Here is a 13,091-nt window from a genome sequence, read left to right on the forward strand (position 1 = left end):
TTATTTCTCCTTGGCTGCAGGTGCGGCACTGTCAGCTGTCGGTGCGCCTTCAGCGCCTTCCTTGGCTGGCGCTGCTGCGGGTGACGCCGCTTGTGCCAACGACTGGTAAAATTCTTCTAAAGTCACCATCATGGGCTTGACTTTAGATTTTGGTGGCAATTGCGGTAACTTGATGAGATTATCCAAAATCACACGGTCACCCGCTTGCAAGCCCTTGGTCACAATGACATTCGTTCCAATGTTATCGCCCGTGGTCACAGGGCGTGGTTCAAATGTGTTCTCTGCAGTCAAAACCCAAACGGATTTACCTTGAATGCCTGAAGAAATGGCGCGTTGTGGCACGATAATCGCATCATTGCGCATCGCGCCTCGTAATGAAACTCGTACAAATGAACCAGGCAATAAATCCATGGTCGGATTGTCAAACACCGCACGCGCACGCACCGTACCTGTTGTTGCACTGATAATCTTATCTGTAAAGTTGATGCGTCCCAATGTCGGATACTCTGTTCCGTCAGGCAGCGTTAACGCCACTTGTAAGCCAGCGGGCGTAGGCGAAGTGACCTCACCACTTCGTGTGGCGTTGCGCAGTTTGGCTAAGTCGCCATCAGAAAATGAAAAATTCACGTAAATCGGATTGATGACTGAAATTTTGGTCAAAATTTCTTGCGGGCTCACCAAACTACCGACTGAACGCGTTTCGCTGCTGGTATAACCCGAAATCGGCGCACGAATCACACCGTAATCAACGTTTAATTTGCTGTTTTCGGATTGTGCGACGGCTGCATCATAAGCGGCTTTTGCGGTATTAAGAGTGGCTTTTGCATCGTCGCCATCACGACGGCTCAACGCATTTTGCTTCACTAAAGCCGAGACCCGTTTTTCATTGGTTTGCGCTTGCTCAAGCAAGGCTTTTTGGCTGGCGACATTTGCCATTGCTGACTTGTAGGCTTGTTGGGCTGAATCTGTTTCTAATGTGAATAAAACCGTGCCTTTTTTGACGTAGGCCCCTTCTGTGTAGTTTTTCTTTTCAAGGATACCACTGACACGCGATCGCACTTCAACTTCTGATGAACCTGCGGTCTGGCCTGGGGTTTCCAGCAAGACTGGGACACTTTGTGGTTGAATTTCGAGCACTTGAACAGGCATCTCCATATTGGGCATCTCGGCCTCTTTCTTTTGACCGCAAGCGGTCAGGCTGCTAACCAAGCAGACCGCACTGAACCACAAAATTGGGTTGCGCAACTTTTTCATTCTCATTTTTCCTTTAAAACATGGGTATAGGGCTTACATGCACAAAAAAGACCATTATTCAATTTTTGAATTGTCAATCATTTTATATAATTGCTCACAAACACTCAAGGGAATTTAACAGCGTTAGGGATTTGCCAGAAGTATAGCCGCCTATTGTGTAAACATTTTTAGTAAGACAGGCTTTTATCAGGCTCATTATTATGAGTTACTAAGCGGCAAAGACTCCCATTTACAAAGCGCAATAGTAACATAGACAGGCCCTATCAATATTTAGTGCGTCCTAACGACTTTGCAAACTTTCGTGATGTCAATTGAACATTGCCATTCAAACCCTCATTGCAGCGTTTTTTTAGCTTAACTCATCCAAATATTTAACCCAGCCATTGGCTGATTGCAAATAATATCACGCCAATCAATCCGCCAATCAATGTGCCATTGATGCGAATGTATTGCAAGTCATGCCCAATCGCATTGTCCAGCGCACTGTTTAATCGCTCTTTGCTCCACATGTTCATTTGGGTAGTGAGCCACTCGCGGATGTCGTCTTGATATTCAGTTAAACCCTTGGCGACCTGTTGCGCAAGTTGTTCTGTTAAACGGCTTTGTTGCTCACTGTCTGCGATGTAAGTTAAAACAACTTGCCGTATTTTCTCTGCGACGGGTTCTATATAGGCTGAATCAACAGCCACCGCTTCATCGAGCCACGAACGACTTTTACTCCAAACCGCCTTCACCATGGCTTCAGCCGTGGTTGTGTGGAGCCAGTCATGCACATGAGCGGCGAGCCAATCATGCCAAACCTCATCGTTATACAATTTTTCACGCCAACCCTGCACATGCTCGCCCACCCAAAGATGAACAGGATGTTGTTCATCTTGTTGTACATTCACGGTCAAATCAGCAAGCCAAGCCAAAGACTTATCAATAATGAGGTCATCCGCCCATTCAATCGCTTGCCCCGTCAATTGACTTTTCATTTTGTCCCACCATGATGCGTCCGACGTGTCTAGTTTTTGTGCCGCCACCGCCAACTCACTCAACCACGGACGCATGCGCTCCTTCGCATCTTCAGCGGTGACAAACTCATGTAAAGATTGCGCCATGGCGTTGACAAGCCTACGGTCTAAACCTTGCTCGCGCGCGACATCAATCAAACGCGCTGTTGAACGTCCTAAACGAGCGCCGCTCAAATACGCCGTCATGGCACTTCGACTCCAAACAACAAGTTGAGTCGGCGCTTCGATGGGCACACGACGCATGAGTGTTTGCAAAATATTCGGCACATATTGCACAACGACCGCCTGCGTCAAATGTTGCTGCGCGTAGACATTGAGGTGCCGCCCGACGTCCAAGCGCAGAAGCTGCTCACTGATGACCGACGGCTCAAGAAAATGAGTCGTGATGAACTTTGCCACCCCTTGCGCGAGTTGCGCTTGCTTTGCAGGAAGAATCGCGGTGTGGGGCAAGGGGATACCCAGCGGATGACGGAACAATGCGACCACAGCAAACCAATCCGCCAGCCCACCAATACATGCGGCTTCAGCGAAGGCCTTGATATAAGCCAATGCAGGATGATGGTAGCCATTGCTCTGCGCCAGCAACACACTGATAAACACAGTCAAATTAACCAGCAACAATATCAACGCCCAACGGCGAGCGGTGTGAGCTTTGTGTATCGCACGGATTGAACGACTCATGTGACCCTCATTTTTTTATGCTTCTTAAATTAAATATATTTCTTTAATACATTCGATTTAAATATCCATGCCTTGACGGTGCCGTAAAAACACCGATAAGCCAAACAAGAAGCTAATAAAGCCCAATACAGGCGCATTGCCCCAGCCCACATAAGGCGTTAAACCTGTCATGCCTTGGACTTGCACAGTGCTTTGACTCGCCTCATCGGCTGGCAATTGATTCAACACCGTTCCTGCCGCATCAATATACGCTGACAAACCCGTATTGGTCGCAACAATTACGGGACGCGCCATTTCTAACGCGCGGGCGCGCGACATGTACAAATGCTGCTGTTGTGCCGTACTCTGGTTGACTGAACCGAACCAGCCCAGATTGGTCATATTGACCCAAATATTCGGGGCTTGCGCATCACCCTGCGCCCAAGCCTTGATAAGCTCCTCACCAAATTCATTTTCATAACAAATATTCACGCCCACCCGCGTCGTTTGCCCATTGGTTTTAAGTTCAAAAGGCTGGCGAGACACACCATACCCATAACCACCAAGAGGAATATTCATCATTTTGATGAACCAATTAAACCCCCACGGCACCATTTCGCCAAACGGCAATAAGTGAATTTTATCGTAACGCGGAGGATTAAAAATATCACCCTGCCCCGATAACCACATGCCACTGTTGTAAAACTCACCTTTTGCTGCATCCACACCAACACCACCCATTAGCACAACACGGTCTTTTAAAGCCGCTTGTAAAGGTTCAAGCATTGGCTCAGGCACCATCGTCCACGGATACGGCAAAGCCGTTTCAGGAAAAACTGTCAATTGCGCATTTGATTTGATTGATTGGTCAATAAAGCGATGTGTGTTTTTAATGATTTCAGCCTCATCGAACTTAATTGTTTGCGACACATTGGGTTGCACGATGCTCACACTAATCGGCGCTCCTGATTTCTCTCCCCAACTCAACCCCCGAGCAGCCCATCCCAACCCAAGCATCACTAACATACTGACCGCCGTCAACATCAACGCTTTTGTATCACGCTGCTTCTTAAACAATTGACGGGCAACGAACGCCATTCCGCCCGCAAAAACGACAGCCAAAAACCCCACGCCATACACGCCAAAAATCGCAAACCAACCCCTCAATATCGGATTATCAATGTGTGCATAACCCGAAGCCAACCAAGGAAAACCACCAAATAAATAGCCGCGAGCCAATTCAGCCGCCGTCCACAACGCAGGAAATGCCAACAGGTCACTCGACAACTGTCTCTGCACAAAAAAACGCCGCCACATGTACACAGCCAACACATAAAACGACGACAAATACAACGACAGCAAAACAATTGCAAAAACAGACATCCATATCGGTAAGCCACCCACATCATGCATGGAAAAATGCAGCCAATACAAGCCCGCACAAAACCACATCACAGTAAACGCCCAGACCGCTCGCACGGGTTTATCGACAACTGACAAAAGGAGGAGCAAGCCTGTCAAACAGGATACCTGTAACATTCCTGATGGCACTGGGGCAAAACTCAAGGCGTACAAACCGCCCAATAAACCCGCAAGAATATAAAGTGCGACATTCTTCATTCATTTTTTCCAAACTTGGTTAAGATGCCGCATTTTACCTAAGAAGCAACTTGTTTGAGCATTAGAATATGCTTCAAATGAACGCGTCTTCATTAAAACCAAGCGCTCATAAAAAAGCACCTCGACTAAGGTGCTTTTTTTATTGTTTAAACTTTAACTTTTAAAATTTCTCTCGCAGCACGAACACCGCTTAAATAGGCACCATGCACCGTGCCAGGATAATCGGCATGAGTCGCTTCACCCGCCCAAAACAATTGACTTTGAGTCGGCTCTGCAAGGGCTTTGCGATGTTCGTTGTTGCTATTGACCGCATTAAACGAGTACGAACCATAGGCATAAGGGTCTGACGCCCAACGTGTGCGTTGATAGGCTTTGGGATTGGGTATTTGACTGCCAAACATATCACGCAACGCAACCATCGCATCTTCAACGATGCGTTCATCAGACCACTGTTCCATCTCACGGGCGCGTTGCGCCGCACTAAAACCAAGTAAAACGGGCGTATCATCCACTTTCGCAAAGCTGACCCATTCAGACCAACGGCCTTTGTCATACGACAAGTACTCATGCCAATCAAACTTTTTAGGCCAAAACACAGAATCAAAACGTAAAAAGAGTTTATTTAACAAACCCATGCCGAGACTTTCGATGGCCTCTTGCTTGTCTTCTGGTAAAGCGGGCATGAAATCAATTTTTTGTTTTTTCAACACACCCAAAGGCAAAGTAATCAAAACCGCATCGGCTTGATGAGTGATAGTTTGTCCATTATGCTCAGTGGTGACTTTAACGCCTTTATCGCTATATTCGACCGCAGTAACAACGTGCTCACGCGCGATGTCGAGGCCTTTTGCCAAGTGGTCACTGATTTGATTGTATCCTTGAGGAAACAACACATCATCGTCCCCTAAGGCTTTATTGTCATCAATCGTCCATGCGGACATTTCATTCGCATCCCCTGCATACTCCTGCTCGTATTTACCGCTGATGTAAAAATTTAATTGAGCCAAGGCTTCGCGGCTGATGCGTTTACTCGCCAATTCTGCATTCACAGCCTCCTGCAAGCTGCTGTCTTGAGCACGCTGCTCTGCAAATTTAAACGCCCGTTGGACAATGCGTTCAGAAGCGTCTTCATTGGCATCGGTCACACCTGCTGTTTTTAACTCACGTGCGATGTATAACGCCGCACTGTCATAAGATGTGGAGATGCGTTGTGCTTTAATTTGATTGGCTATGTCGGTGATTGGGTTGCCTTTTTCACCATGAATCCAAGATGCCCCTAAATCAATCGGCATGTCTTGCCAAGCATGACTGGTATGCAAGCGTCCACCAACCCGCGATCGCGCTTCAAGTATCTTAACTTGACAGCCCGCTTGCGTTAAAACTTGAGCCGCCGATAGACCCGACACGCCTGCCCCTAAAATTAAAACTGAAGGGACGGATTTATCGGTGCGAGCATAGGCTGCAATTGGTGCAATTGATAAACCACCCAACAAAGCCATGGTTTTTAAATAATCACGTCGTTTTTGATCCATCACGCCCTCACTGGTGAACAAAGGTAAATAAACATGTATTTTATCTTTATTTCAAAGCGTGTTAATCAAAATTTTACTTTCTTGTGTCTTTACCAGCCGTCACTTCTAGCATAATGGTTCGCCCTGCGCGCCACACATCAAATGTAAACGGCGTTCCTGGCGTGCTGTTGCCGATGATGCGAGCAAAATCCGTGCTATTTTCAATCACTTGTTGATTAACCTTTAAAACCACGTCATTGGCTCGCAAACCTGCTTGGTCAGCAGCAGAATTGGGTTCGACTTCTTTAATCCATGCACCTGTTGCCTTAGGCAAGCCCAATGACTTGATTGAATCTGCTTCAACAGAAGCAATTGCAACCCCAATGCGACCACGATTCACTTTGCCTGTTGTGCGAATTTGCTCCGCGACATTTAAGGCTTCATTGATTGGAATCGCCAATGCAATGCCTGCAAATGAACCGCTGTTGGATAAAATTTGGCTATTGATGCCCACCACTTCGCCTGACATATTGACCAGCGGGCCGCCTGAGTTGCCTGGATTAACAGCGGCATCGGTTTGAATAAAAGGCACCAACTCACCTGTGTCGCGTTTAATCGCGCTGATGATGCCCGCAGTTACTGTATTTTTTAATCCAAATGGAGAGCCTGCGGCCATCACCCATTGCCCAACTTTAATGTTGTCTGAATCAGCGGGATATAAAAAAGGAAAACTTTCCCCTTCAATTTTAATCACAGCCACGTCGGTTCTGGCGTCGCTACCAACCAATTTAGCCTTAAATTCACGCTGGTCATTGAGAGAAACGGTGATGGTGCTCGCCCCATTAACGACATGATGGTTGGTCAAAATATAGCCATCTGCCGAAATCAAGAAGCCTGAACCAACGCCCGTTTGACGTTCATTCGAGCCACTGTCACCATCGGGTACATTCTTTTGTTCTGGGCGCATGCGACATGCTGGAAAGTCAGGCCACATTTGACAAATCATATTCAGTTGAGAGTTGGCTTGTCCGATTTGCACCTTCTCCGCGACTCGAATATTCACCACAGCAGGTGCGACTTTATCGACCAGTGGCGTAAAATCAGGCAGTCCTGTGACCAAAGGTGCTGCGGGTGTTTTTGCGGGTGTCGCTATGCTTGTGCTTGGTTCACTCTGGCTTTTGCCCTCATCTTTTTTATCAGAGCAACCCAGTAGCATCCCCATCAATACAGACAATATCAAAAAGTGACTGAATTTTTTAAATACAGTAACCATGCGCTTCTCCTTAGGCATTTTTTGTTTGTAGATTGAGATTGTTATATGGGCGTTAATCTGAAAAAAACAACTGGACCTTTATTTGACCGAGCTGCATTTAGCCATACAACGGGCATGTGGCTTTTATCTGTTAACAAATGGATGCGTTAATGACGCTGCTGTCGCTGCATTTCAAACAAGCACACCGCCGCTGCGGCTGCAACATTCAACGATTCTCCATGGCGCATCGGAATATAAGCGCGCATGTCTGCCGCCTCGATAAGAGCCTGCGCAACGCCTGCGCCTTCATTGCCCATCAACCACGCCACGGCTTGATTTAAGTTCAAATCATACAGATTTGAAGCGGCATAAGAGCTGGTGGCAATGGTTTGAGTCCCATGCTGGCGTAAATACCCCATCAACTCTATTAAATTGACATGCTCAACAATATGCAGTGAAAAATGTGCGCCAACCGCTGCTCGCAACACTTTAGGAGAAAATGGATTGACGCACGTTGAGTTTAGATACACATGACGTACACCCGCCGCCGCGGCACTGCGTAAGATTGAACCCATATTGCCTGGGTCTTGCACACCATCAAGCAAAATGGCATTGCCCTCAGTCAACCAAGCCGTTTCGGTCGGGCGCACCACCTCAAAAATAATCGAAGCGCCCTGCTCCAAAATACTGAGCTCACGAAAAATAGCATCTGGCAGTCGATTAACCGCAACCCGCTCGGTTTGCAAAGTCATGAGCAGCTCCGCAATTTCAAGGTTCATTTGTGAACTTTCAGCGACCCAAACTTTAAAAGGACGACCACCTTGAGCTAAAAAAGCTTGGCACACATGAATGCCTTCAAGCACAATGCGCTCATCACTGCGTTTTGGCGTAGACAACAATTTTTTCAGGGCTTTTACAGCCGCATTATCTTTTGAAGTAATCAGCATGTGCGTTCCAAAATCGCCCGTACAGGGGCATAGCTACGACGGTGCTCGGGACACACCCCATGCGCCTTTAATGCCGCAAGATGCACCGCTGTCGGATAGCCTTTGTGTTGAGCAAAGCCATACTGAGGATACAGTGCGTCTAAACGTAAACAATCTAAATCACGCGCAACTTTAGCTAAAATCGAAGCCGCTGAAATACTCGACTGTAGAGCGTCACCACCAACCAAGGCTTGCCCTGCATAACCTTTTTGCAGCAATTGTTTAGGGAAGTGTTTGCCGTCAACCCACACCCAATCGGCTTTGACAGACAACCCCTCAACCGCTCGCGTCATGGCCAACAGGCTGGCCTGTAAAATATTCAACTCGTCAATTTCCGCCACGCTGGCACTGGCGATGCACCATGCCCGCGCTTGAGACTTAATTTCTTCACTCAAACGCTCGCGTGTCTTAGCCGATAACTTTTTAGAATCATTTAAGCCGATGATGGGCGTATCCAAAATCACAGCCGCAGCATAAACAGCACCTGCCAGTGGGCCGCGCCCTGCTTCATCTGTGCCACAAATCAACTGAGCCTCTCCTGCAGAGACCGCAAATAAATCATCGACAACCATCATTGACTATACTCAAGCACTTGTGCAATCGCTTGTGCACATAAACTCGGCGTATCCGCAATTAAGCTGTGATGTAAAGCCATTAAACGCTCACTTACACTCGTGTCACTTGCGTAACGATTCATTTGTGCAAGCAAGGCATCAGCCAGACCTTTAGGCGTGGCATCATCTTGCAAAACCTCTGGAATAAAAGACTCGTTCAGTAAAATATTGGGTAAACCAATCCAAGGCAACAATGCTACTTTTGGATAAATAGCTGCCGATAAGCGTGACGTTTTGTATGAAATCACCATGGGTTTTTTATACAAAGCCACCTCTAAACTTGCGGTACCACTGGCAACCAATGTCGCATCTGCTGCCTCCATCACGTTGCGAGCCTGTCCATCGAATAAGCGTAAGGCAATATTTGGCGCGTATTGCGCACGCATGGTTTGAACTTTATCGCGTAATGCCGCATGTGCTATTGGCAAGATAAATTGAACATCACCCAAAACCCTTGTCAACTGTTGCGCAGCCTGAAAAAAACCAGGTAGATTGTAATCAATTTCAGAGTGCCTTGATCCAGGCAATAAGGCAATGACCAAACCTTCCGCTGAGATTTGTAACGCTGTTCGCGCTGCAAGGGTGTCGGCGGTTAGTGGAATGTGCGACGCAAACGGATGCCCAACGTAAGTGGCTGGGATGCCTGCATCTTGATAAATTTTTTGTTCAAATGGAAAAATCAACAACACATGATTGGCTGCACGACGGATTTTTTCAATACGCTTCGGTCGCCAAGCCCAAATTGACGGGCTGACGTAGTGCATGGTCTTGACACCCGCAGCACGCAACTTGGTTTCAACACCTAAGTTAAAGTCTGGCGCATCTATGCCAACAAAAACATCGGGTTGTATGATGGTCAGTCGTTTAATCAGGTCGTTGCGCATGCCAATAATGCGCGGCAAATGTCGAATCGGCTCAAAATAGCCGCGCACGGCTAAAGATTGCGATGGCCACCATGCTTGCACACCCTCACGAACCATTGCATCACCTGCAATGCCAACGGCACTTGTTTCTAAAAAAGTCGCGCGCGCGCCCTTAACCAACTCAGCCCCAAGCTGGTCACCAGATGACTCTCCAGCCACCAGCGCAAGACTCAAACTCTGAAATTGTGCATCAACATTCATGCGGATTAACGAACAATGCCACGTGTGGCTTGTGTCAAAAAAGTAGTCATCAAGTTAAGAACTGAGGCGGTATCGGGTTGCGCCGATGCCGTGATGGCTTCAATCGCTTGTTCAATCGTCAAGTCTTGACGATAAATGGCTTTGTAAGCCCGCTTAACCGCCATGATTTGCTCTTGCGTAAAGCCACGACGTCTCATCCCCTCAGAATTAACGCCAAATGGCGTCGCAGGGTTACCACTTATCATGACAAACGGCGGCACATCTTTGTGCAACACAGAGCCGCCGCCCACCATGGCGTGCGCTCCAACCTTAACAAACTGGTGCGAACCCGTCAAACCGCCCATAATTGCCCAATCGCCGACATGGATGTGTCCTGCCAATTGTGCATTACTCGCCAAAATCGTATGATTCCCAATCACGCAGTCATGCGCCAAATGAACATACCCCATAATCCAATTGTCATTGCCAACAATGGTTACACCTTTGTCTTGCACCGTGCCTCGATGCACACTGGTAAACTCACGAATCGAATTGCGGTCACCGATACTCAGGCGTGTGGGTTCTCCTGCATATTTCTTATCTTGAGGTGGTCCTCCCAGCAAAACATGATGACCAATTTGATTGTCAACGCCAATGTCAGTGATGCCCTCAATAATGCTATGAGAGCCTACATGCGTGCGGTCACCAATACTCACTTGAGCACCAATGATGCTGTATGCACCAATCACGACGTCTTCGCCTAATTGGGCACCTTGTTCCACAATCGCAGTGGGGTGAATTTGTACAGCCATTTGCGAACCTTCAAAAGAATTATTTTAGTTGCCTAATTAATGATTAAGCCACCGATTTAAATTTATTTTTGTGTACGATAAGCACACAACAACTCGCCCTCAGCCACAACCTCACCATCCACAGACGCTTTGGCTGCAAACTTAGCAAAACCACGAATCACGCGCGTCAAGCGCGTTTCTAAAATCATTCGGTCTCCTGGCACAACAGGACGCTTAAAACGTACATTCTCCATCCCTGCGAAATAAAACACATCGTTCGGATTTCGTTCCTGCACCCACAACAAAGCCGATGCTTGAGCCAGAGCCTCCATAATCAGCACGCCTGGAAAAACAGGGTTACCAGGGAAATGTCCATTAAAAAATGGCTCATTCATAGTGACATTTTTAACAGCAATGAGATGGTCATTCAAACGCCATTCCAACACTCGGTCAACTAACAAAAATGGATAGCGGTGTGGAATACGCTCCATAATTGATTTAATGTCGTATCCCTCTTGCATTGGGTTGTCATTAGTTGCTTCACTCATAATTTACCTTTAGTTTTTTAAAAATTAAAAATTTTGAATACTCACGATGAGGCTTTTTCTAAAGCACGCAGCCGTTTACGCAAATCAGACAAATGCCGAATCAACGAAGCATTTTTTTCCCAATCGCGATGACGCATGGGCGGGAAAATACCAGAATAGTGCCCAGCTTCTGCTAAAGAGCTGGGCACAGCGGTCGCACCTGAAATAACGGTATTGTCAGGTATAGATAAATGTCCGCCAATCATTGCCGCACCACCAATCATACAGCGTGAACCAATCGTTGAACTGCCAGCAATCCCCACGCATGAGGCAATGGCAGTATGCGCACCAATGACACAATTATGCGCAATTTGAATCTGATTGTCGAGCTTAACGCCATCATGAATCACTGTATCGGCCAGTGCCCCACGGTCAATGGTCGTATTTGCACCTATCTCAACATCAGGACCAATCACAACACGTCCAACCTGTGGGATTTTATGCCAACCCATCGGACTCGGCGCAAAGCCAAAACCATCCGAACCAATGACCACTCCCGCATGAATGATGGCTCGTTGACCAATTTCACAACCGTGATAAATGGTGACATTCGGATAAACCGTTGTATCATCACCAATCACAACATCATCGCCAATCACAACACCCGCGTGCAGATGAACCCGATCACCAATTTTCACCCTCGCACCCACCACAACACGGGCATCGATTTGTGCACTCCCAGCAATTTGAGTCGTCTCATCACATACTGCAGAAGAATGTACACCAGCCTTTAAACGTCTTTGCAAATACAATCGCTGTGCCACAAACGCGTAAGCTGCGTAGGGCTGGCTGCACAAGACATAAACGGTTGAGCCGTCCGTGCTTCTTTGAGACTTTAACCAATCATAATCATCTTTGGTTAAAACCACAGCACTGGCTGCCGTGCTCTTTAATTGCTCGCGTAATGCAGGATTGCTCAAAAAAGCGAAAGCCCCCTGACTCGCTAAATCCAAAGGGGCGATATGCGAAACCTCAACATTATCAACCTCATTGGCCACCTCATAGGATAAGGGAAAACCTGAAAATAAATCAGCCAGTGATTGTGCGGGCACATACACTGGCTTAAAAGAATTAAGTTTCGTCATTGTCTAAAAATTTCAAATAAATGGAGGCGAGGCTTTCGAAATACCATTCAAAACGCCTCTTTGGACATACGACTAATAAAACACAGTTTAAAAATTAACGCAGTTGCTCAATCACTCGACGTGTCAAGTCATATTCAGGTTTGATATATACCGCATCTTGCACAATTAAATCATAACCTTCTTTTTCAGCCAAAGATTTAATCACCGCGTTGGCTTTATTCAACAAGTCTTGCAACATTTTGTTTTGAGCAACAGACAAATCCTCTTCAAACTTGGCTCTTTCCGCTTCAAATGCATCCATGCTTTGACCCAAATCTTTCTCTCGCTCGGCACGTTGCGCATCGGTTAATTTAGGAAAATCCTTTTCATACGCTTGTTGCTTTGAACGAATGGCAGCAGCTTTTGTATCCAAACTGGCCTCACGCGGCTTAAATTGACTATCTAAAGTACTGCGCGCCGTCTTCGCTGGCGCAGACTCGGCCATCAAGCGATCTAAACTGACATAGCCCATTTTGAACTGCTGTGCCATGACAGTGCCTGTCATCAACATACTGGTAGCAAAAGTCGCCCACAATATTGTCATTTTTTTCATATTTTGCCCTTATATACCTT

The 13,091-nt window shown here is 46.9% G+C and carries 12 protein-coding genes; all 12 read right to left on the minus strand.

All coding sequences use genetic code 11. The annotated features are described in order from the left end of the window. Nucleotides 1-1,254 carry an efflux RND transporter periplasmic adaptor subunit gene (locus DFR44_RS05155; RefSeq protein ID WP_162845168.1) on the minus strand — a complete coding sequence of 418 codons (1,254 nt, stop codon included), beginning with the start codon at nucleotides 1,252-1,254 and terminating at the stop codon, nucleotides 1-3. 371 nt (nucleotides 1,255-1,625) lie between these two features. Next, on the minus strand, nucleotides 1,626-2,951 hold the full coding sequence (locus DFR44_RS05160) for a DUF445 domain-containing protein (RefSeq protein ID WP_133619730.1): 1,326 nt from the start codon (nucleotides 2,949-2,951) through the stop codon (nucleotides 1,626-1,628). A 57-nt stretch (nucleotides 2,952-3,008) separates the two neighbouring features. Further along, on the minus strand, nucleotides 3,009-4,550 hold the full coding sequence (gene lnt / locus DFR44_RS05165) for an apolipoprotein N-acyltransferase (RefSeq protein ID WP_133619733.1): 1,542 nt from the start codon (nucleotides 4,548-4,550) through the stop codon (nucleotides 3,009-3,011). 146 nt (nucleotides 4,551-4,696) lie between these two features. Beyond that, nucleotides 4,697-6,082, minus strand: coding sequence for a flavin monoamine oxidase family protein (locus DFR44_RS05170; protein ID WP_133619736.1), 1,386 nt, complete (start codon nucleotides 6,080-6,082; stop codon nucleotides 4,697-4,699). Nucleotides 6,083-6,155: 73 nt separating this feature from the next. Then, nucleotides 6,156-7,334 carry a trypsin-like peptidase domain-containing protein gene (locus DFR44_RS05175; RefSeq protein WP_162845169.1) on the minus strand — a complete coding sequence of 393 codons (1,179 nt, stop codon included), beginning with the start codon at nucleotides 7,332-7,334 and terminating at the stop codon, nucleotides 6,156-6,158. A gap of 146 nt (nucleotides 7,335-7,480) precedes the next feature. After that, nucleotides 7,481-8,260 carry a TrmH family RNA methyltransferase gene (locus DFR44_RS05180; protein ID WP_133619742.1) on the minus strand — a complete coding sequence of 260 codons (780 nt, stop codon included), beginning with the start codon at nucleotides 8,258-8,260 and terminating at the stop codon, nucleotides 7,481-7,483. Next, nucleotides 8,254-8,871 (minus strand): ribonuclease HII, encoded by a 618-nt coding sequence (gene rnhB / locus DFR44_RS05185; protein WP_133619837.1) that lies wholly within the window; start codon nucleotides 8,869-8,871, stop codon nucleotides 8,254-8,256. Before rnhB ends, DFR44_RS05180 begins: the two co-directional genes overlap by 7 nt. Beyond that, complete coding sequence (lpxB, locus tag DFR44_RS05190; protein WP_133619745.1) at nucleotides 8,871-10,037, minus strand: lipid-A-disaccharide synthase; 1,167 nt, start codon at nucleotides 10,035-10,037, stop codon at nucleotides 8,871-8,873. Before lpxB ends, rnhB begins: the two co-directional genes overlap by 1 nt. 5 nt (nucleotides 10,038-10,042) lie before the next feature. Beyond that, entirely contained in the window at nucleotides 10,043-10,828 is a 786-nt protein-coding gene (lpxA, locus tag DFR44_RS05195) for an acyl-ACP--UDP-N-acetylglucosamine O-acyltransferase (protein ID WP_133619748.1), read from the minus strand. A 62-nt stretch (nucleotides 10,829-10,890) separates the two neighbouring features. Then, complete coding sequence (gene fabZ / locus DFR44_RS05200) at nucleotides 10,891-11,328, minus strand: 3-hydroxyacyl-ACP dehydratase FabZ (RefSeq protein ID WP_211336901.1); 438 nt, start codon at nucleotides 11,326-11,328, stop codon at nucleotides 10,891-10,893. 68 nt (nucleotides 11,329-11,396) lie between these two features. Beyond that, entirely contained in the window at nucleotides 11,397-12,479 is a 1,083-nt protein-coding gene (lpxD, locus tag DFR44_RS05205) for a UDP-3-O-(3-hydroxymyristoyl)glucosamine N-acyltransferase (protein WP_133619753.1), read from the minus strand. Nucleotides 12,480-12,573: 94 nt separating this feature from the next. Further along, nucleotides 12,574-13,071 (minus strand): OmpH/Skp family outer membrane protein, encoded by a 498-nt coding sequence (locus tag DFR44_RS05210; RefSeq protein WP_133619755.1) that lies wholly within the window; start codon nucleotides 13,069-13,071, stop codon nucleotides 12,574-12,576. Between the last annotated feature and the right edge of the window lie 20 nt (nucleotides 13,072-13,091).

It is taken from the genome of Hydromonas duriensis (assembly GCF_004363775.1).
GTDB classification, from domain to species: domain Bacteria; phylum Pseudomonadota; class Gammaproteobacteria; order Burkholderiales; family Burkholderiaceae; genus Hydromonas; species Hydromonas duriensis.

Coding starts and splice junctions, on each gene's coding strand:
- DFR44_RS05155 (WP_162845168.1), bottom strand. CDS start 1,254: ATGAAAAAGTTGCGCAACCCAATTTTGTGGTTCAGTGCGGTCTGCTTG.
- DFR44_RS05160 (WP_133619730.1), bottom strand. CDS start 2,951: ATGAGTCGTTCAATCCGTGCGATACACAAAGCTCACACCGCTCGCCGT.
- lnt (WP_133619733.1), bottom strand. CDS start 4,550: ATGAAGAATGTCGCACTTTATATTCTTGCGGGTTTATTGGGCGGTTTG.
- DFR44_RS05170 (WP_133619736.1), bottom strand. CDS start 6,082: ATGGATCAAAAACGACGTGATTATTTAAAAACCATGGCTTTGTTGGGT.
- DFR44_RS05175 (WP_162845169.1), bottom strand. CDS start 7,334: ATGGTTACTGTATTTAAAAAATTCAGTCACTTTTTGATATTGTCTGTA.
- DFR44_RS05180 (WP_133619742.1), bottom strand. CDS start 8,260: ATGCTGATTACTTCAAAAGATAATGCGGCTGTAAAAGCCCTGAAAAAA.
- rnhB (WP_133619837.1), bottom strand. CDS start 8,871: ATGGTTGTCGATGATTTATTTGCGGTCTCTGCAGGAGAGGCTCAGTTG.
- lpxB (WP_133619745.1), bottom strand. CDS start 10,037: ATGAATGTTGATGCACAATTTCAGAGTTTGAGTCTTGCGCTGGTGGCT.
- lpxA (WP_133619748.1), bottom strand. CDS start 10,828: ATGGCTGTACAAATTCACCCCACTGCGATTGTGGAACAAGGTGCCCAA.
- fabZ (WP_211336901.1), bottom strand. CDS start 11,328: ATGCAAGAGGGATACGACATTAAATCAATTATGGAGCGTATTCCACAC.
- lpxD (WP_133619753.1), bottom strand. CDS start 12,479: ATGACGAAACTTAATTCTTTTAAGCCAGTGTATGTGCCCGCACAATCA.
- DFR44_RS05210 (WP_133619755.1), bottom strand. CDS start 13,071: ATGAAAAAAATGACAATATTGTGGGCGACTTTTGCTACCAGTATGTTG.